This window comes from Ktedonosporobacter rubrisoli, assembly GCF_004208415.1.
GTDB classification, from domain to species: Bacteria; Chloroflexota; Ktedonobacteria; order Ktedonobacterales; family Ktedonobacteraceae; genus Ktedonosporobacter; species Ktedonosporobacter rubrisoli.
Genome location: NZ_CP035758.1, coordinates 10,939,983 through 10,958,910 on the forward strand (window position 1 = coordinate 10,939,983; position 18,928 = coordinate 10,958,910).

Sequence of the window (18,928 nt, forward strand, 5' to 3'; positions counted from 1 at the left end):
AATAAATCCCAGGATATTTTGACTCCTGGTTCTTGTCTCGTTGTTCTGGCAGTATTCTATCACAACGCCAAATCTCTAGAGAAGGCGCCCATTCGTCAAAGCCTGGGGAAAACTACAAGTTTATGGAGGTGCGCTGTTCATTGCGCATCTTATGGGATCTGGAAACTTTTGCTGAGGAACCTCGATAAGGTAGGAGCGGAAGATGTTTAACTTCGAGAAGAAAGTTGTTTTGGTCACAGGTGCTACTTCAGGCATGGGACGCGATACTGCACTTGCCTTTGCTAAAGCGGGAGCATCAGTCGCGCTCGTCGGAAGAAGGCAAAAAGAAGGTACTGCAGCTGTAGAAAATATTAAAAGTAATGGCGGCAATGCCATTTTTCTACAGGCCGATCTTGCCTCAGGAGAACAAGCGATAGTTGATGTGATCGCTAGTACTGTTGCTATTTACGGACGTCTGGATGTAGCGTTTAACAACGCTGGAATACAGGGCAGATCTGGGTCAATCACGGAGGCAAGCGAAAGCGAATGGGATGATGTTCTCAACCTGAATCTGAAAAGTGTTGGGCTTGCATGCAAACATGAGTTTTTGCAGTTTCTCAAGCAAGGTGGAGGTGGAGTGATTGTGAATACATCATCCTTTCTCTCGCTTGGTGCAGTGGCGGGTTCGAGCATTTATGCCGCGAGCAAAGGTGGCCTGGATGCCCTGACACGCAACCTTGCCCTGGAAGGTGGACCGCATAACATTCGTGTGAACGCTGTGAATCCTGGCGCCATCATAACGGAAATGTTCCGCCGCACAGTTGATCCCGAATCGGATGCTGCCTTGCCCATCAAGAATGCTGTCCCGTTGCAAAAACGCCTGGGAACAGGTGACGACGTTGCAGGAACAGTGCTATGGCTTTGCTCAGAAGCATCTTCCTATGTGACGGGGCAGACGATTCTTGTCGATGGAGGTCTAACGATTCACACGTTGTGAAGCATGTAAGTCAAGCGGAAGCATGAATCTACTAGCGGATGCCTGGGAACTGCTGCAAGCCCGCTTTGTTGTTCTGCTTCCCATTTTCTATAACAAAGAATAGAGGATAATTCTTGTTACGTATGCTAATAGTCATGATAGAATTAAGATTCAAATTATGTTATTATGATAAATGATAAAGTACTTATTTGCAGTGTGTGTAGTTTATTGTAGGGTTAAGCTTGCTTAAGCATGACCATAAACGCAGATGTGGGGGAGGACAGCATGGACAAATCCGCAGTTCAGAGCGCATTAACTGGTGCCGGTTTGGCAAAGCTCGTTCCTGATATTGATAAGCTATTGCGCCTATCTATTCGGCTCTATGCTACGCCAGTTAGCCAGCCCCAGCAGGAGGTTGGGGTATCGCGGCTTGGCGGGGTTCCTGATTTACCTTCAGAAATTGCCTGGCCGCAGTGGAAGAATGTTCCACAATCGTTTATCGCCCAGATACGTCTTGATGACGTTCATCAGTATGATCTCAATGGTTTGTTGCCTGCGCAGGGAATGCTCTGGTTCTTCTACGATGCCCAGCAAGAAACTTTCGGCGAGGAGCCTGCCGATCGTGGAGGGTGGCAAGTTTTCTTTGCTCCTTCGGCTGCTCGACTGCAGCGCGCAACTGTGCCCACCTCGCTTCCGCAAGCCAGCCAGTTTCAAGCCTGTTCTCTGCGTTTTGCCAGCGAACTTACGCTGGCATTACAGCCACAACTTGAAATAGCGAATCTCAAGTGGAGTGATAGTGAGCAAGAGCAATACGATAATATGCTCTCAACACTCATTGAGCAAAATGAACGTGCGGCTGTTCACCATCGACTCTTAGGATACCCTGAAACCCTCCAGGATGACATGCGCCAACAATGTCAGCTTGTCAGCCATGGAGTCACTGACGAGGACGATCCTCGTGTCGCCACATTGGCAAAAACGGCTATGGACTGGCAATTACTGCTACAGATTGACTCGGATGAGCAGGCCGGCATGAAATGGGGCAATACAGGCATGCTCTACTATTGGATTACGCAAGCTGACCTGCAACAGAGGCAATTTGGCAATACCTGGCTAATATTGCAGTCCGAGTAAATCTGTGCGGTTTTTAGCATTTTTTGAAAAAAAGAGGGGCGGTAATGAAATATTTCCATCTGTTGGTGGCAGCGCTCATTCTACTATTTGTATTTACGGGTTGCAATTCGACTGCTTCCAATGGGAACAATTCGAACGGGAATGGCGGCAATTCTAAGCAGGGGAGGAGTAACCAGCCAACAACTAAGGAGCCAACCTGGGGTGTGCGTAACAAAACTTCAAATTGTACGATCAATGGACCGTTACAAGATATTGCTTGCACACCTGGCGATATTATCCAATCGGCAACCAAAGAGCAGATCTGTCAGCCAGGGTATGCGCGTACGGTGCGCAATGTGCCAACCAGCGAGAAAAATCAGGTCTATGCTGAATATGGCATTACCCATCACTCGACAGGCGAGTATGAGGTTGATCACCTTGTGAGCCTGGAACTGGGCGGCTCTAACGATATTTCTAATCTCTGGCCTGAGGCCGCCAGCCCTAAGCCCGGTTTTCATGAGAAAGATAAAGTTGAGAATTATCTTCATGACCAGGTTTGCTCGGGAGCGGTCTCGCTCAAGCAAGCTCAGATAGAGATTGCCACTAACTGGTTGGATGTTTATAATCGGATGCCCAGTAAGTAGAACAATTTGGGAGCCTGGGATTGCTAGAACTGAAGGTCCATTCCCAGGCTCTTTTACTTTTTGCGCTAAACTCTCTAGAAACTCCTCACGTATTTTTGCTCTGCCCACAGTGTTCTCTCATCTAGCGAAGCTCATAAGACTTTTGTTAGAATAGGAAGCAAGCACACTGACCGCAAATTCTCCTCTAGAACAAAACCTGTGTGGGGAAAGCTTGTTATGTGTTTTATTTTTCTCATCGTATCTCATATTTAAGATTTGGAGATGAGCATGCCCAAACAAAGTACGATCCGCAATGACTGGTACAATGTTGTACAAGAGTACACGGAGAGGCTTGTGAAGATTCGTAGCGTGAGCCCGGGGGAGGGTGAGATTCGCGTGGCCCACGAAGTACTGCGCCAACTCACCGAGGGAGATGTCGGGTCGCTTTATACGATGCATGGCCTTGATCCTATTGAAGGAGATCCCTATCAGCGGCAGAATGCGTATGCATTTTTGCATGGTCAGAGCTCTGCAACGCTGGTTCTACTGGGACATATCGATACAGTTGATACGCAAGACTATGGGCCATTAGAGCCGTGGGCGCTTGAGCCAAACGAGCTTACGCTGCGAAAAAAAGCTTTATTCAGCTCTCCTACTGCTGCGGAAGAAGCTGATGATGACTGGATGTTTGGGCGGGGAGCAATCGATATGAAAAGTGGGGTTGCAGTCAATATAGCTCTCATGCGTCGCCTCGCGCAAGCTAATCACCAATCGCCTCTTCCCCTTTCTGTCGTAATGCTGGCAACGCCAGATGAGGAGAATGAATCGGCTGGAGTGCTGCAAGCTGTCCATTTTCTCTTGCGCCTGCGCGAACTATACGGATTGGAGTATCTGGGAGTAATTAACACCGATTCTACGACTGCCCTTTATCCTGGCGACCAGCAACGCTATATTTATAGTGGCACTATTGGAAAGTTGCTTCCCTGCTTTCTATGCGTTGGAAGCGCCTCGCATGTGGCCACGCCATTCAATGGCTTGGATGCTAATCTTCTTGCCGCTGAGCTGATTCGTGAGCTCAGTATGAACGATAGTCTATGCGATGTTGCCCAGGGTCAGGTAACTGCTCCCCCGGTGACGCTTCATGCGAAGGATCTTAAAGATCATTACGACGTGCAGCTTCCATTTGCGGCTTATTTCTACCTCAACGTGCTTACCCTCAATACGGGCCCCGATGAGCTATTGCAGCGCCTATGCGCGTGTAGCAGCACTGTAATGCGAGATTTATTGCAACGTGTAGATCAGGCTGAGCAGCGCTGGCGGCAGGCTAGCGGTGAGCATGGATGGCAAGAGCGCTTCCAGCCTCGTCATGGAAGTGTACTTACCTATGCCCAGCTGTATACGGAAGCAGTCAAGCAATTAGGGGAGGATCAGGTGCAGGCAGCCCTTGATGCCGAATGGCAGCGCGCTTCTTCCCTCCCCGATGCTCGTGAACGCAGCCTGTGCCTTGCCCAGCGTTTATGGAAGTTAAGCAACAGGCAAGGACCCGCCGTAGTTATCTTTTATGCTCCTCCCTATTATCCGCATGTGGCACCCACACCGGGAGCGCTGCAGGATGCTATTTCCAATGTTGTGGCGGCCCATCCAGAGATACCGCTTGAAATACTGCCATATTATCCCTATCTTTCCGATATGAGCTATCTGCGGCTCGATCCTGGTATAAATCTAAGTGCATTTACCCAGAACATGCCTATCTGGCAAGAAAGCGGTACGCAGGCGCAGATAGGGGCATATAAGCTGCCATTAGCGGAGATTCAAAAGCTAGCCTTGCCGGTTATTAACTGGGGGCCCTATGGTTATGCGTTTCACCAGCGCGATGAACGAGTGCTTAAATCATATTCCTTTGAAACGCTACCGCAGCTGATTTATGAAACGATCATGTACTTGGCCCAGAACAGCGCTTCATAGCCGCCTGCTCTGCTAGCGGTAAAGAATCAAGTGTTTGCTCTGCTCGCTCGATCCTGAGCAGAGCAAGCGTAAGCTGGAGGAAGAAAAACCTTTTCTTATATCATAGCTCTCTTCTTGAAACTAGACATTTCCCCCGAGAAATATATACAATACGAAAAACGAAGTGACAGCATTCGATATTGGCTGCTTGCATGGGTACAATCTTTTTATAGTGCGCTACAGTAGGTACCTGTCCTGTGGTTTCTGCTTCTACCATTCTTTTTAAGGAATAAACATGCCAGTACTTGCAATTCTCCTTGGAATCTTGCTGATTATCGTCGTGGCCAAAGATAGCTTCGAGACAATAGTTTTACCACGACGCGTATCCTATAAGTTTCGGCTCACTTATTTTTTCTATCGAGTGACCTGGAAGTTCTGGGGTACCATTGGGCGCAGAATGCATGCTAGTAATCGTCGTGAGCAATATCTGGGCTTCTACGGCCCTCTTTCGTTGATTTTACTGCTCATCGTTTGGGCGGTCATCTTTATAGTTGCTTTTGCCCTCATCCATTGGGGATTGCGCTCTCCCCTCAATGCGCCTGAAAAAGTTCCCACCTTCGGTAGCTATCTCTATATGAGCGGTACCACATTCTTTACCCTTGGCCTGGGCGATATTGCTCCACTTACAGGTCTGTCGCGTATGTTGATGGTCATTGAGGCTGGGATAGGCTTTGGTTCACTTGCCCTGGTCATTGGCTATGTTCCTGTTATTTATCAGGCCTTTTCGCGGCGCGAACTGCATATTTCGCTACTCGATGCTCGCGCTGGCTCTCCTCCTAGCGCTGTGGAGCTTATTCTTCGCCATAGGAACCAGCCCGAAGAACTTGCTCGCTTCTTGAATGAATGGGAGCACTGGTGCGCGGAGCTTTTAGAGAGCCATCTCTCCTATCCAGTCCTTGCCTATTATCGTTCTTTGCACGAGAATCAATCCTGGCTTGGCGCGCTAACCTCTATTTTGGATGCTTGTGCGCTCTTATTAGTTGGGATTGAAGGTCTGCCAGTAAAGCCGGCAAAATTTACCTTTGCCATCGCCCGTCATGCCGCCGTTGATCTGGCCCAGTCCTTCGGCGTTTCTCCGAACCTGCATGCTAAGCGTCTCTCATCCTTAGAGTTCCGACAGCTGCAGCAGGTCCTGGCCAGGGATGGCCTGATGTTTAAAGACCCGGCTACTGCCGAGGAGCGCCTGGCTCACATTCGCGGTAAGTATGAGCTTTTTGTTGCGTCCCTTGCCCAACATATGCTGCTATCCCTGCCCGCCTGGTTGGCTCCAGAAAACCCTATTGATGATTGGCAGACCAGCGCCTGGGATCACTTTCTAGATACCTCGCCACGGACGCTTGACGAGACTATGTTGGCTTGAAGAACGTGGGCGGCTAGGAAGCAGGTCAGTCTTACGCCTCAAGACTGGCTTTACTCTTGACATATAGTCTTTTCATCGTTTACATTACAGGTGCCTTACCAACAGAGCACTAAAAAATAGTCCTGGCGAGCCAGAAAAGAAATCTTTTATGAGTATAAACGCGCAAGATTATCACCTCGCTGAATTGATGTTAGAGCATACATCAGTGGGCATGGCCATCTATGATGCCCACGATATGCGTTTACTCCAGGCAAATACGCTTTTCCTTTCCTTTTTCAGAAATTACTTTGCTGCTTTAGGACAGGAGGAGCACAAAAATATTATTGGCCACACTTTCTGCGATTGGCTGACTAGCGCGCAGAAACGGGAGATGATGGGTATTTTTCATACTGTTGTTGAGACCGGAACTCCCTATCATGGGAACGATTTCTCCTTGCCTGATGCCCATGGCGAGCCTACTTACTGGCACTGGTCCCTCAATCCCGTTCGTGACGAACATGGACAAACTGGCTTTTTAGTGCTTACTGTCAGTGAGGTCACTGAACAGGTTCTGGCGCGCCAGCAAGCTGAGCAAGCTCAGTCTGCTCTTAGCCAGACAAAAAGCTTGCTGGAGGCAGAGCGCGATCGCCTGGAGGTTATTGAGACTGTAGCGCGTAGCGTACGTGAGGCTCTATCGCCCGAACGTATCAGTGGGGTAGCCGTAGACGCGATTGCAGAGCATTTTCATGCTGAAAGCGTTTGTTTGCACATTGCTGATCCAAACCATCGCGCATTGCGCTTGCTGCGTTCGCGTATGCAAACCAGGAGGCAAGAAGCGCCAGGAACCATACACTATATTCCTTATGAGCATATGCTCCCTGGCAGTAACGCCGGTGAGCCGCGTGATCCTATAGTTGTAGAGGATATTCAGAACGCCGCCATTGTGGGTACGATACGGAAAGAACATCCCTTAGTGTTAGGGGGAACGAGAGGATTTATATGCGTGCCACTCTGGTTTAGAGATCACTTTGAGGGAACCTTGAGCGCTACCTTTACAACTGTCGTTCACAAGCAGGGACCCGAAGTACGTACTTTAACTGGCTGCGCTACCCATCTCGCGGCGGCGCTGGCGCATGCTCGTCTGCTTACTGCAGTCGAGAGTGAGCGGACCCGTCTGAGAGATATCCTGGATCAACTGCCCGAAGGTATTCTCATCGCAGAAATTTCCAATGGGACAATTAGTTATGCTAATCCTGCGGCTGCCGGCATTCTTGGTATCCCGCTTGAAGAGCTCTCGGCCTTTCCGCTCCACCGCTATTCGTGGTCTCAAATTTATCGCGAAACCGCCCTTGATGGCCAGCCAATTCCGCCCTGGAATTTTATTGTGATTCGGGCCCTCTGTGGCGAGACGATTCGCAGTAAAGAGACCCTTGTGGTGAAACCTTGCGGCAGCAAGCTGGTTACTCTGGCCTCAAGCGCACCGCTTTATTCTGAAAGCGGGATCATGACTGGCGCTGTTATCGTCTTTCAAGATGTTACGGCGCAAAAGAGCCTTGAACAACATAAAAACGAATTTTTCTCTATTGCCAATCATGAGCTACGTACCCCCATTACCATTATCCAGGGATTTGCCGAAATTCTACAGCTTGCTGCGCAAAATCGTCAGCTTGACTCTCTAACCCAATATGCCCTGGCCAGCATTAGCGAACAAAGTCAGCAGCTTACGCGCCTCATAGAAGAGATGCTGGATATCTCGCGTCTTGAGCAGGCTCAGTTTACGCTTAAACGAGCAGAGCACGATCTGGTGAGCCTTGTCAAGCATGTCATTGAAAGCCATTCCATCACCACACGGCAACATCACCTCCATTTTGTTCTGGAAGGCCTGCAATCCGCTGATAGTCTGATCAGTAATATCGATGAGAAGCGAATTGTGCAAGTCTTAAATAACCTTATTAACAATGCTATCAAATATAGTCCGACTGGAGGCCGGATCGAGGTAGGCTTACGCTATAAGCCGGATAAGCCAGATACGGCTACGATCTGGGTGAAGGATGAGGGAATCGGGATCGCTCCTGCCGAAATGCCGCATATCTTCAAACGTTTCCATCGCGCCAGGGACCTTGATCGTTCAATGAGCGGCTTTGGTATTGGACTCTATCTAGTCAAAGAAGTAATCGGTCGCCACGGCGGTCATATCCGGGTTGATAGTATCGAGGGTCAGGGCTCAACTTTCTATGTTACGCTTCCACTCAATACTCAATAAAACCACAGGTCTCATGTCCCTCCAGCAGAATGCTAGCAACTATAGAGAATGACCAGCATAGCCGGTAAAAGCTGAGATTTGCTGGTTACGTTTCTGTGATATATTTAATGCGGGAATTTTTTTGTGCCAATAATTGAGTCCGTGTAGCAAAAAATTGCCACGCCTTCAATTAGCATAGACTTCTTTAAGTGATTGGAGAATTGCCGTGTCCTCATTACTTGAGCAAGAAATTTTTAGTCAGCCCGAGGTTATCGCGCGCTTGATAGATCGTGAGCTGAAGCATATTCAGCAGATAGTCACGCAGCTACCTCAGTTCAAATATGTATTGATTGCTGCGCGTGGATCATCGGATCATGCAGCGCTCTATGCTACATATTTGTGGGCAGCTCTGGCTGGCTATCCTATCGCCCTGGCTACACCTTCTCTGCATACCTTATACAAAGCTTCAGCACGAATGGATGAGGCACTGGTTGTGGGTATTTCGCAATCTGGCCAATCGCCCGATATCATTGCTGTTCTGGAGGAGGGGAAGCGTCAGGGACGCCCTACGTTAGCTATTACTAATGATGCCACGTCTCCGCTGGCTACGATGGCTGATCATGTTGTTGAATTGCATGTTGGCCTTGAACGAAGTGTAGCAGCGACAAAGACCTATACTGCTCAACTAGCGGTTATGGCGATGTTTGCCGCGAGCTGGAACGGCGATAAAGAGCTGATCGCGGAGCTACAGAAGCTGCCTGAAGCGTTGCAGAAAACCTTGCAAGGGGCGCAGGAGATAGCTCGACGCGCTGAGCGCTACCGCTATATGGATCGTTGCGTGGTTGTTGGCAGAGGATACAACTATGCAACCTCGTTCGAGCTGGCGCTTAAGCTCAAAGAGTTAACTTATGTAATGGCAACTGCCTACTCTTCGGCAGATTTCCGCCATGGTCCCATTGCTACTGTAGACACAGGCTTGCCAGCCATTCTTATTATGCCTACGGGAGCGACCTCTGAGGACATGTTTGATCTTGTGAAAGAATTACAGCAGCGTAACGCCGAACTGCTGATTATCTCTGATGCGCAACAGGCGCTTGAACAGGCTCAAACGCCATTACCGCTGCTGGCCAGAGCCCCGGAGTGGCTAAGTCCAATTGTCTCTATCATCCCTGGTCAGTTGTTGGCGCTCCATCTAGCTGCTTATAAGGGATTAAACCTGGATAGCCCACGCGGCTTGCACAAAGTGACGCGTACGTTCTAAGCTCTGTTACATCTTGAGTGGATGCATCTAGCGAGAAGACTTTGTAGCTGCTGCGAGCTTCGCGCATATACAAAGCAGGCAAGCCTCAATATGCGTTGTAGCCTATTCTACTTGACAAGTAAGCAAAAGTATGAGACCATATCATGTAGAATGGTATATATAACGTATCAATTATACCATTTACAGAGGCTTTTTCCTGGCTAGATGCGTCCCGCCGATGATCCGATAAATGCGCAGAAGGGTTAGCTCTTATCCCTTTGCGCTAGCCTGTGACCTGTCTATTTGCTTATTCTCACCATCATCTCTATCTACTTCATCGACAGGATAAATCTCTCCTGGAGAAATCTACAGCGCTCAATCTATCTCAAAAGATAGGCACCACTGTTCGGTTCATGCAACTGAGGTTGCTATTCGCTAATTAACCGTGTATTTATAATTGAAATAGGAGGCGGATACAACTAGCGTTTCAGGAGTATAAAGAACCGATGATCCTTTTCCACTCAATGATGCATGGTTTCCTGAGCACTCAGGTAAATTCATTAAAAGCCTTTTTCTCTGTCGTCTCCATACCATATTTAAGGAGTCAGAGTCATGAAAAGTTTTACCCATGCACTAACCCGCCGCCAATTGCTTCTCGATGGAGGCAAGCTAGCTGTGAGTACAGGCCTGCTGGGCTCGTTCCTGGCAGCCTGCGGGGGTGCTAGCCCCTCTTCGAATGCGGCCACCAACGCTCTTGCATACTGGGCACTGAACTATGAGCCGAAAGGAGCGAATCAGACCGGAAAGTTAACTGATGCTGCCATCAACGGCTTCATGAAGGCGCATACTGGGATCAAGGTCAATGTAACTGGTTATACGGGAGACCAGGCAGGCTTTACTAAGCTCACCCAGGCGATTCAGGCCAGCGGCACTGTCGATGTCTTTCGCCTCTCCGCTGATGAACTGCCGGTGCTTATCAAGCAAAAACTCGTGTCTCCTATCGACGATTTTCTGGGAGCAAGCGACAAAAGCGGTATTTATCCCAATTTGCTTAGCGCCGTACAGACGCAAGGCAAGCACTATGCCTGGCCTCTGTGGGTGCCGCCGATCGGCATGTATATTAACCTTGATATTTTTAAAGAGCGCAACGTCGATCCGCCCTCAGACGATTGGACTTACGAGCAGTTCGTTGATACTGCCAAACGACTGACCTTTACGCGCAGCAATGGTCAGAAGGTGTATGGCTATACAGGAATCATTGATCCTGCTGCAATTAATACCTGGCCAATTATTCTCAGTGATGGAGCATTGCCCTTTAATCAGGACAATACGAAGTATACCTTCAATTCTCCTGAAGGAATTAGCGGCTTGCAGAAGTTGGCCGATCTGGCCTTAAAGCATAAAGTGACGCCTCCCGATTTTGGCACCCAGGCCTCCTCTGATATCGTGACTGGCTTTAGCCAGACAAAGACCTATGCTATGTATAGCGCCCCAAGTGGAGATGCGGCGACCTACAAGGCTGCCGGGCTTAACTTTGATGTGAAAGCCATGCCTATTGGTGGCCTGGGTAAGCATGTGACGGCCGGTGGTATCGGGCTGATCGCTGTGGCAACTATTCAGGATCAGGAGCGACTCAAACAGGCCATGCAGCTTGCCGACTATCTTACCAGCGCACAAGTGGGCAAAGACGTTTCCGGCTATTATCTGGCTCCCGGCGCTCGTCAATCCATAACTGTTGATGATCCAATCAGCAAATTTACGCCGTTTGTAGCCTATTGCTATATTCCCCCGCTTATCTCCCAATGGACGCAAATACGCACTATTTTGCATCCACAAATTCAGCAAGCGGTATTAGGAAAGATTTCGCCGGCTCAGGCCTTAAATGGTCCGGCTAGCGAGATCAATTCATTGCTAGCAGGTAGCTAGCTTTTTGCGTTGCTACGCTAAGCGCCTGTAAGGCTCTATCAGGAACTGACAAGCCTTGCGGTTCCTGATAGAGGATTGAGGAGAAGCATTATGTCGAATGTGGTCCTGAAGCGAGAAAGCGTCAACAGGCAGCCTGTGAGTATCTCCGCCAGGATAGGTGGTTTTATTAAAAAATATGGCTGGAGTTATGGCTTTATTCTGCCCAGCATGCTTACCTTTGTCGTATTCATTCTCATTCCAGTCATATGGGCATTTCTTATCTCTCTGCAAAATTATGATTTTGCCTGGGATGGGACCTGGGTAGGCTTACGAAATTATGTTGAGGCCTTCACGACGCAGAGCGGCGTCTTTACGCAAGCCATCCTTAACACGCTCTACTACACAGTCTTTACGGTTAGCGCCAATGTCTTTATTGCCCTCATTCTTGCTGGCCTGATCCAGGGACGTAGCAAGTATGTGCGCGCTTTTTTCCTGGCTGCGTACTATTTGCCAGCCGTTACCAGCGTCGTTATCATTGCCATCACCTGGCGCTGGCTCTATAACAGCGAATTTGGCCTTTTCAACTACTTCTTGGGGTTGGTCCATTTGGCTCCCGTACGCTGGCTCTCTGATCCTAATATTGCCTTAAACAGCATCACGCTCTCTACCATTTTAAGCGTTCCCGCTACAGGGGTTGTTTTATTTAACGCTGCTATGGGAAGTATACCGACAGAATTATATGAGGCGGCAGAGATCGACGGGGCGGGCGCTATTCGTAAGTGGTGGAATATTACGTTGCCCTTGATTAAGCCAACCCTGCTCTATGTGCTCGTGATTTACACGATTGCTAGCTTTGAGGTCTTCGAGAAGGTCTTTATTATGGTTCCTAGCGGCGTGGGAAATAGCACTCAGGTTATTCTCACTCAGATCTACCAGAACGGTTTCCAGCAATTCCGCTTTGGAGTAGCTTCCGCCCAGGGCTTTATTCTCTTTCTCATGATTGCCTCAATTGCCATTATACAGTTCCGTTTTCTAAAAACTGATGTGGAGTACTAGATTATGGCCATAAAGCTTGAGCGCCAGCAAGCCTTCTCTCCTGCAAACTTGCGGAAGATACGCATTTTGCCCTGGATTGCCCTGATCATCACTGCCAGTATCTCGCTCTGGCCTATGTACTGGCTATTTGTAACCTCGATTACCCCAACTACCTTTGCGATCAAAACGCCACCAGATATTCTTCCCTTCCATGCCAGCCTGGCTAATTTTCAGAGGCTCTTCAATCAAGCTAGCGATTACTGGCACTGGGGAGCGAATAGCCTGATTGTAGCGCTGAGCATTACGCTCTTCCATATCTTTTTTGATACGCTCTCTGGCTACGCCTTTGCCAAAAAGAAATTTCCTGGGCGGGACGTGTTCTTCTGGCTGATCCTGGCTACACTGATGGTTCCCACCTATGTAACTCTTGTGCCTATGTATATTGTCACTAAAGATCTCCACCTCCTCAATAGCCTCTGGGCGATTATCTTGCCGGGCACTGCCGATGTCTTTGGCATCTTTTTGATGCGTCAGTATATCCAGACCCTGCCATCCGAGTTACTGGATGCGGCTCGCATCGACGGCTGCGGAGAATTGCGTACTTTCTGGCATATCATCTTACCGCTGTGCAAGCCGGCCATTGGCGCTCTGGCGATTTTCACTTTTGTGCGCCACTGGAATGATTTTTTCTGGCCGCTGATCGTACTTCAGAACAGCAGCACCTATACATTACCTGTGGGAGTGGCTGGCTTGCAGGGAGAGTTTAGCACTGATTATGGCCTCATCTTTGCCGGCGCGGCCCTTGCGGCCTTGCCGATGGTGCTCTTCTTCCTGATTTTCCAGCGCTATTTCCTGGAAGGAGTGCGTATGGGCGCGCTAAAAGGGTGAAGCGGGTAGAGGGTGGCAAAAGCGGTGACAAGCCTACTGAAAAAGTCAGGCAAGCTACCTTGGAGAACGATTAATAATCTTATAACTGCCTGAATTTAGAGATTTTGGGGATGAATCCAGCATGGAGCGGTGAAACTACTTGCAAATTTGTATCGTATTAGTACCTGTAAAGCAAACAATACCACTAGTTGATGATTAATAAGAGAAGGAGATTTGTACAATGGCATTAGCAAATTTAGTAATAGCAGATGTCAGCGTTACGACAGTCATCTGGTGGCTCGTTGTGGGACTCATCGCAGGTTTTCTCGCCAGTGTAGTGATGCGCGGTGGTGGATACGGGATTGTTGGTGATATCATTGTGGGCCTGGTAGGAGCTTTTATTGGCGGCTTTATCGCGAATGCTCTTGGCTTAGGATCATCGGGTATAATTGGTACCATTATCATTGCCTTTATTGGCGCCTGTATTCTTATCGCTATCCTGCGACTGGTCTCGCGTAGTTATCCGAGACGCTTGTAGCATCACTGCTGTGTAACGAAACGAGAGGGGAGATGGCTGATATCTCCCCTCTCGACTATTTTTGGTACTTTAACCAGCTTTGGCCTCGGTGTGACGAAAGCCCATTGAGTATAAGGTTGCATACACACCATTACGGCTTAGAAGTTCCTCGTGCGTTCCTTGCTCGATAATGCGGCCAGCCTGTAGCACAACGATAGAGTCGGCTCCTTTGATAGTAGAAAGCCGATGGGCAATCACTAAGGCTGTACGATTATGGAGCAGACGGCGCAAGCCCTCTTGTACCAGCAATTCGGTAAATGTATCGATATTGGCAGTGGCCTCATCGAGAATAAGAATGCGTGGATCTGCCAGTAGGGCTCGCGCAAAAGAGATGAGCTGGCGCTGACCTGTGCTCAAATTGCGTCCCCGCTCCCGAATGGGAGTTTCGTAACCTTGCGGCAGCTGCATAATCAGCTCATGCGCCCCCACCGTACGGGCAGCTTCCTCAATCTCGCTGTCGCTTGCTTCCAGACGGCCGTAGCGAATATTATCGCGGATCGTTCCCGAGAAGAGAAAAGGTTCCTGGGGAACGATGCCTATTTGTTGGCGCAAAGAGTGCTGTGTCACCTCGCGTACATCATGCCCATCTATCAATACGCCTCCCCCTCTCACATCATAGAAGCGAGAGAGTAAGCCTGCGATAGTACTCTTGCCTGCTCCTGTGGGTCCCACAATTGCTACCGTCTGGCCTGGCTTGATATGCAGGTTTAATCCGTGCAATACAGTAACATCGCTGTTATAGCCAAAGACTACATCGCGAAATTCAACCTCACCTTGTATTGCTGGCAACTTCTGAGCATCGGGCCTATCTTGTAGCTCCACTGGCATATCAAGAATTTGCAATATGCGTTCTGCCGCTACCCCAGCACGCTGGAGCTGCGTATATTGCATACTGAGATCGCGAATGGGGTCGAAGAACCGGTTAATATAGAGAGTAAAGGCAACGAGTACGCCAACTTGCAACTTCCCCTGGGCCACTAGCATGCCGCCATAGACCACAGTCAAGGCTATTGCTATCGCGGCTACAACCTCAACCAGAGGTAATACCAGGGCCGCAATGCGGTTTGCTTCTAGATTAGTATCGCGGTTGTAAGCGTTAAGATCATCGAACTCGGCTCGGTTGCGATCTTCGCGCACGAGGCTCTGAATGACACGCATACCCGAGATATTTTCTTGCAGGGTTGCGTTGACCATGGAGATTGCCGCGCGTGTCCTGCGGAAAGATCGCTGAGCATAACGCTGCCAGAAGGCTGCGATGATAATCATCACTGGTAGCACTGTAAAAGAGAGCAGGGCCAGCGATACGTTCATCGCCAGCAGCGTACCAATGATGCCAACCAGCGCTATGAGAGAGCTGAGCATCGAGAGCAGCCCCGAGCTGAGCATCGATTCTAGCACATCTATATCGCTTTGCAGGCGTGACATAACGCGGCCAATTTGCGTATGATCATAAAAGCTTAGCGAGAGGCGCTGCAGATGCTTGAACATATCGGAGCTAAGATGATACAAAATCTGTTGACCGGCCCATGACATGGTCCAGATTTGCCCATACTGAGCTAACCACATAGCGATGTTGACCACCAGCAAGATGATGCTGATGGTCATCAAACCTGGTAGGTCGTGCCTTGTAATAAAGTCGTCAATAGCTACTCCAATCAGATAGGGGTTGGCAAGATTTAGAGCCGTATATACCAGCATCAAGACCAGGCTAAGAAGCGTAGGAACGCGATAACGCGCAATGTAGGGGCGGAATAATCCTACAAGCCGCCAATCGAATTTGGCGCTGATATTTTCATCGGAGCTGGCCAGCCTGTTTTCTTGCCAGACAGCTCGCTGGCGATAAGCAGCATACGAATCCGGCTTCATCGCACCACCTCCCACTTCTGATCGTTCTCGCTGGAGAGAGTACGCATCTCAAATTCTTCCTGCTCGCGTAATTGCAGATCATACAGGTGGGCATAGTGTCCCCCTAGCCGCAATAAGGATTCGTGTGTGCCACGTTCCACGATGCGGCCATGGTCCAGGACAAGAATCTGGTCGGCATTTTTAATTGTGCGCAAGCGGGAGGCTACCACGAACGTTGTTCTGCCCTGCATAACCGCATCCAGGGCCTGCTGAATGAGATATTCAGTCTCCATGTCAACGCTTGAAGTGGAATCATCAAGCACGAGGATCTGCGGATTAAGCAATAGCGTACGGGCAATAGCTACGCGCTGTTTCTGGCCACCTGAAAGGGTGACCCCGCGCTCTCCTACCCAGGTATCATAGCCATCAGGCAGAATTTTGACGAAATCATCGACACGCGCGATTTTAGCCGCTGCCATGATCTGCTCCTCCGTGGCATTGGCCACCCCATAGGCGATGTTCTCACGCAATGTAGCATTGAAAAGGAAGACATCCTGTAGGACCAGTCCGATGCTCCGCCGCAAGGAGGCCTGGGTTACCTCACGCACATCTTTCCCATCGATCAAAATCTGTCCCTTTGTCACATCATAGAAGCGAGGTAGGAGATGGAGAATAGTACTTTTTCCACTGCCGGTTGCTCCCAGCAGAGCTATGATCTGGCCGGGCTTTGCCTCGATCGTAATATCGTGCAAGACCTCGTGCCCTTTTCCATAGGCGAAGGAGACGTGATCAAGCTGTACATGGCCTTCTATGTTCTTGAGGGCTATGGCATCTGGCGCATCTGTGATGTTTGGAGACGTATCTAGAATGTCAAAAATACGCGTTCCGCCAGAGAGCCCACGCATGAACCAGGTAACCATGAAGCCAAAGGTACGAACAGGAGTAGCCAATATCAGCGCGTACTGCGTGACAGCTACCAGCGTGCCAAGGCTCAGGTTATGATTGATGACAATGATTCCACCTATCCATACCACCAGCACCGTAACCACATTTAGCACAAGAACCATAAGTGGCTGATTCCAGGCAGAGAGCCGCATCGCCCCCAGATTGAGTTCGCGTAACTGATGATTTTTCTCATCAAATTTTTTGATCTCGAAGTCTTCGCGGGCAAAGGACTTTACCACGCGCACACCGCTCAAGCTTTCCTGCATCACGGTGCCTAATTCGCCAGCGCCATTTTGTACCTCTAGCCACAATGGCCGCAGACGGCTGGCAACCTGGTAGGTAAGAAACAGCAATACGGGGACGCAAATTAAGGTAATGAGAGCCAGGCGCCAATCGAGCTCGAAGAGAATTATAGTTACGGTTCCAAAGGTAGCGATAGCTACAATCGCCCGTAAGAGTCCATTTGGAATAAAGACACGTATAGCCTCGATGTCGACAGTCATACGAGACATGAGTTGCCCTGTCTCTGATTCATCATGAAAAGAGAAGCTCAGGGTTTGGAGATGATCGTAGACGCGATCGCGTAGATCGTAGGCAACCAGGCACGAGACAGCCTGTGAAAGATAGCCCTGTCCATAGGCAAAGCCGCCTCTCAATGCGCTAGCCCCGAGGATGGCCCCGGCCGCTAGCAAAAGATCGCCCAAGCGCCCATGCTTGATTCCAACATCAATAACCCAGGCGAGTAACCATGGTACAAGTAACGAAAGGCCAGTAGAGAGTAACAAACAGACAACAGAGCCAACAGATGGCAACCAATGAGGACGCAACAAGCCTATTATGCGCATATAAATACGTAAATTGGCTTTCCAGGAATTTACAACATACATGGACGGCAGAAGTTTGACCCTTTTTGACGGCATTGCAAGCAAATCCTTTCTTGACGCAGCAAGCACCTACACCCTCTCTACATCGGTTTAAAAAGTCTATACGGAAATGTGTGACAACGTATTGTCAGTCTTTTGCTCTTTTTATGATAAATGTTATTATCTTACGTTAATTAAGTAGCTACCTTTGTAGGGAAAGAGCAGTAAGCGGTAGTAGTAACTGACAAAGATTGCTTGTTCGTCTAAAACTCAGCAAAATAGCTTGCCTTTTCAATTAGAACAGTTGATAATGTGTGTATGCAGAAGATTGAGCGCCTCGTGGCGATTACACTACTGCTACAAGCGCGTGGCAAAATGACTGCAAAGCGCCTTGCTGACATCCTTGGGGTATCGACACGCACTATATACCGTGACATCATGGCTCTATCATTAGCACATGTTCCTATTTCGATGGATTATGGGCCTGGTGGTGGCTATTACTTACCAGATGACTACCATTTTGAGTCAGCTATTTTTACGCGTGAGGAAGCAGTTTCGCTGGTGCTCAGCGCTGATATGGCAGGCAATTATAGCCTTTTTGCTGGGGATGACGGCCTTCACAGAGCACTCTTCAAGCTCGAAGCTACCTTGCCTGAAGAGTATCGTGTGGATGTGAGAGCCGCACGAGAGCGCATACTTATAGATACTTCGGCCTGGTATAATCATTCCATACCGACAACAGCTTATCTGGAGATTATTCGCTCTGCCGTATTAGAAGCGCGCCGGCTTGATATTCTTTATCCATGTTTAACAGATACATGGAGCATGCAATGGCAATGTGTCGAACCATATGGGTTGGTGCTAAAAGGGGTCTCGCGCCCTCAAATGCGCACTGGCATATGGTATCTTGTCGCTTTCTGTCATAAATATCAGACCTTTCAGACGTTCCGGGTGAGCTATATTGAGAATTTGCATGTGTTGAAGGAGCACTTTATTCCTCAAGCTGATTTTGATCTGCAGGTCTATTGGCAGGAAGCTCGCAAATATCTTGATGAGCAGGCTCAGAAGCTTGTGCTGATATTGCGCATTGCGGGAGCAGCACGCCATGAGCTCAAGGGTAGCTATACTGTGCTGGCTGAAGAACGTGATGGCAGTATTACAGTGCGTATCGATATGGCTTCTCTGGAAGGAGCCGTTTCATATGTTCTCGCTTTAGGGGTTGACGCTACTGTAATTAGTCCTCCGCAGGTGCGCAGCGCTGTGGCGACTACCGCCCAGGCAATTGCAGAGATGTATGATCTAACAAATTTGGATAAACAAAGGCAGCCTCGCTAGCTTCAGGGGCTTTTTCTGGCCATACTGCGAGCTCTAAGAG

General features: G+C 49.1%; 14 protein-coding genes. 12 read left to right on the top strand and 2 right to left on the bottom strand.

From position 1 onward, the window contains the following. The first annotated feature begins 202 nt into the window (after nucleotides 1–202). The 11 genes from EPA93_RS46505 to EPA93_RS46555 all read left to right on the top strand — a co-directional run bounded on the left by EPA93_RS46505 (nucleotide 203) and on the right by EPA93_RS46555 (nucleotide 13,861). Entirely contained in the window at nucleotides 203–976 is a 774-nt protein-coding gene (locus tag EPA93_RS46505) for an SDR family NAD(P)-dependent oxidoreductase (RefSeq protein WP_129894092.1), read from the top strand. A 264-nt stretch (nucleotides 977–1,240) separates the two neighbouring features. Continuing rightward, nucleotides 1,241–2,089: a YwqG family protein gene (locus EPA93_RS46510; protein WP_165423857.1), complete on the top strand. Its 849-nt coding sequence runs from the start codon at nucleotides 1,241–1,243 to the stop codon at nucleotides 2,087–2,089. A gap of 44 nt (nucleotides 2,090–2,133) precedes the next feature. Next, the gene (locus EPA93_RS46515) at nucleotides 2,134–2,712 is read left to right on the top strand and encodes an HNH endonuclease signature motif containing protein (protein WP_207229380.1); all 579 of its coding nucleotides are present in this window, start codon (nucleotides 2,134–2,136) and stop codon (nucleotides 2,710–2,712) included. A gap of 267 nt (nucleotides 2,713–2,979) precedes the next feature. Further along, nucleotides 2,980–4,656, top strand: coding sequence for a M20/M25/M40 family metallo-hydrolase (locus EPA93_RS46520; protein WP_165423858.1), 1,677 nt, complete (start codon nucleotides 2,980–2,982; stop codon nucleotides 4,654–4,656). 274 nt (nucleotides 4,657–4,930) lie between these two features. Further along, nucleotides 4,931–6,055 carry a potassium channel family protein gene (locus EPA93_RS46525; protein WP_129894095.1) on the top strand — a complete coding sequence of 375 codons (1,125 nt, stop codon included), beginning with the start codon at nucleotides 4,931–4,933 and terminating at the stop codon, nucleotides 6,053–6,055. Nucleotides 6,056–6,203: 148 nt separating this feature from the next. Further along, nucleotides 6,204–8,297, top strand: a complete 2,094-nt coding sequence (locus EPA93_RS46530; protein ID WP_129894096.1) for an ATP-binding protein — start codon at nucleotides 6,204–6,206, stop codon at nucleotides 8,295–8,297. A 205-nt stretch (nucleotides 8,298–8,502) separates the two neighbouring features. After that, the gene (locus tag EPA93_RS46535) at nucleotides 8,503–9,537 is read left to right on the top strand and encodes an SIS domain-containing protein (protein ID WP_129894097.1); all 1,035 of its coding nucleotides are present in this window, start codon (nucleotides 8,503–8,505) and stop codon (nucleotides 9,535–9,537) included. A 591-nt stretch (nucleotides 9,538–10,128) separates the two neighbouring features. Further along, nucleotides 10,129–11,442 carry an ABC transporter substrate-binding protein gene (locus EPA93_RS46540; protein ID WP_129894098.1) on the top strand — a complete coding sequence of 438 codons (1,314 nt, stop codon included), beginning with the start codon at nucleotides 10,129–10,131 and terminating at the stop codon, nucleotides 11,440–11,442. Nucleotides 11,443–11,532: 90 nt separating this feature from the next. Next, complete coding sequence (locus tag EPA93_RS46545) at nucleotides 11,533–12,477, top strand: carbohydrate ABC transporter permease (protein WP_129894099.1); 945 nt, start codon at nucleotides 11,533–11,535, stop codon at nucleotides 12,475–12,477. 3 nt (nucleotides 12,478–12,480) lie between these two features. Continuing rightward, a complete protein-coding gene (locus tag EPA93_RS46550; RefSeq protein ID WP_129894100.1) occupies nucleotides 12,481–13,344 on the top strand; it encodes a carbohydrate ABC transporter permease in 864 nt (287 codons plus the stop codon). A 220-nt stretch (nucleotides 13,345–13,564) separates the two neighbouring features. After that, nucleotides 13,565–13,861 (top strand): GlsB/YeaQ/YmgE family stress response membrane protein, encoded by a 297-nt coding sequence (locus tag EPA93_RS46555; protein ID WP_129894101.1) that lies wholly within the window; start codon nucleotides 13,565–13,567, stop codon nucleotides 13,859–13,861. Between the two features lie 69 nt (nucleotides 13,862–13,930). On the opposite strand, the gene EPA93_RS46560 is transcribed toward EPA93_RS46555, so the two are convergent. Together EPA93_RS46560 and EPA93_RS46565 are read right to left on the bottom strand one after the other, a co-directional pair. Then, the gene (locus tag EPA93_RS46560) at nucleotides 13,931–15,766 is read right to left on the bottom strand and encodes an ABC transporter ATP-binding protein (RefSeq protein WP_129894102.1); all 1,836 of its coding nucleotides are present in this window, start codon (nucleotides 15,764–15,766) and stop codon (nucleotides 13,931–13,933) included. Further along, nucleotides 15,763–17,610, bottom strand: a complete 1,848-nt coding sequence (locus EPA93_RS46565) for an ABC transporter ATP-binding protein (protein WP_129894103.1) — start codon at nucleotides 17,608–17,610, stop codon at nucleotides 15,763–15,765. Before EPA93_RS46565 ends, EPA93_RS46560 begins: the two co-directional genes overlap by 4 nt. A 261-nt stretch (nucleotides 17,611–17,871) precedes the next feature. Between EPA93_RS46565 and EPA93_RS46570 the strand changes: the two genes are divergently transcribed. Further along, nucleotides 17,872–18,888 carry a helix-turn-helix transcriptional regulator gene (locus tag EPA93_RS46570; RefSeq protein ID WP_129894104.1) on the top strand — a complete coding sequence of 339 codons (1,017 nt, stop codon included), beginning with the start codon at nucleotides 17,872–17,874 and terminating at the stop codon, nucleotides 18,886–18,888. Nucleotides 18,889–18,928 lie beyond the last annotated feature (40 nt).

Excerpts from the sequence above, each read along its gene's own strand:
- EPA93_RS46505 (WP_129894092.1), top strand. The coding sequence starts at position 203 with ATGTTTAACTTCGAGAAGAAAGTTGTTTTGGTCACAGGTGCTACTTCA.
- EPA93_RS46510 (WP_165423857.1), top strand. The coding sequence starts at position 1,241 with ATGGACAAATCCGCAGTTCAGAGCGCATTAACTGGTGCCGGTTTGGCA.
- EPA93_RS46515 (WP_207229380.1), top strand. The coding sequence starts at position 2,134 with ATGAAATATTTCCATCTGTTGGTGGCAGCGCTCATTCTACTATTTGTA.
- EPA93_RS46520 (WP_165423858.1), top strand. The coding sequence starts at position 2,980 with ATGCCCAAACAAAGTACGATCCGCAATGACTGGTACAATGTTGTACAA.
- EPA93_RS46525 (WP_129894095.1), top strand. The coding sequence starts at position 4,931 with ATGCCAGTACTTGCAATTCTCCTTGGAATCTTGCTGATTATCGTCGTG.
- EPA93_RS46530 (WP_129894096.1), top strand. The coding sequence starts at position 6,204 with ATGAGTATAAACGCGCAAGATTATCACCTCGCTGAATTGATGTTAGAG.
- EPA93_RS46540 (WP_129894098.1), top strand. The coding sequence starts at position 10,129 with ATGAAAAGTTTTACCCATGCACTAACCCGCCGCCAATTGCTTCTCGAT.
- EPA93_RS46545 (WP_129894099.1), top strand. The coding sequence starts at position 11,533 with ATGTCGAATGTGGTCCTGAAGCGAGAAAGCGTCAACAGGCAGCCTGTG.
- EPA93_RS46550 (WP_129894100.1), top strand. The coding sequence starts at position 12,481 with ATGGCCATAAAGCTTGAGCGCCAGCAAGCCTTCTCTCCTGCAAACTTG.
- EPA93_RS46555 (WP_129894101.1), top strand. The coding sequence starts at position 13,565 with ATGGCATTAGCAAATTTAGTAATAGCAGATGTCAGCGTTACGACAGTC.
- EPA93_RS46560 (WP_129894102.1), bottom strand. The coding sequence starts at position 15,766 with ATGAAGCCGGATTCGTATGCTGCTTATCGCCAGCGAGCTGTCTGGCAA.
- EPA93_RS46565 (WP_129894103.1), bottom strand. The coding sequence starts at position 17,610 with ATGCCGTCAAAAAGGGTCAAACTTCTGCCGTCCATGTATGTTGTAAAT.
- EPA93_RS46570 (WP_129894104.1), top strand. The coding sequence starts at position 17,872 with ATGCAGAAGATTGAGCGCCTCGTGGCGATTACACTACTGCTACAAGCG.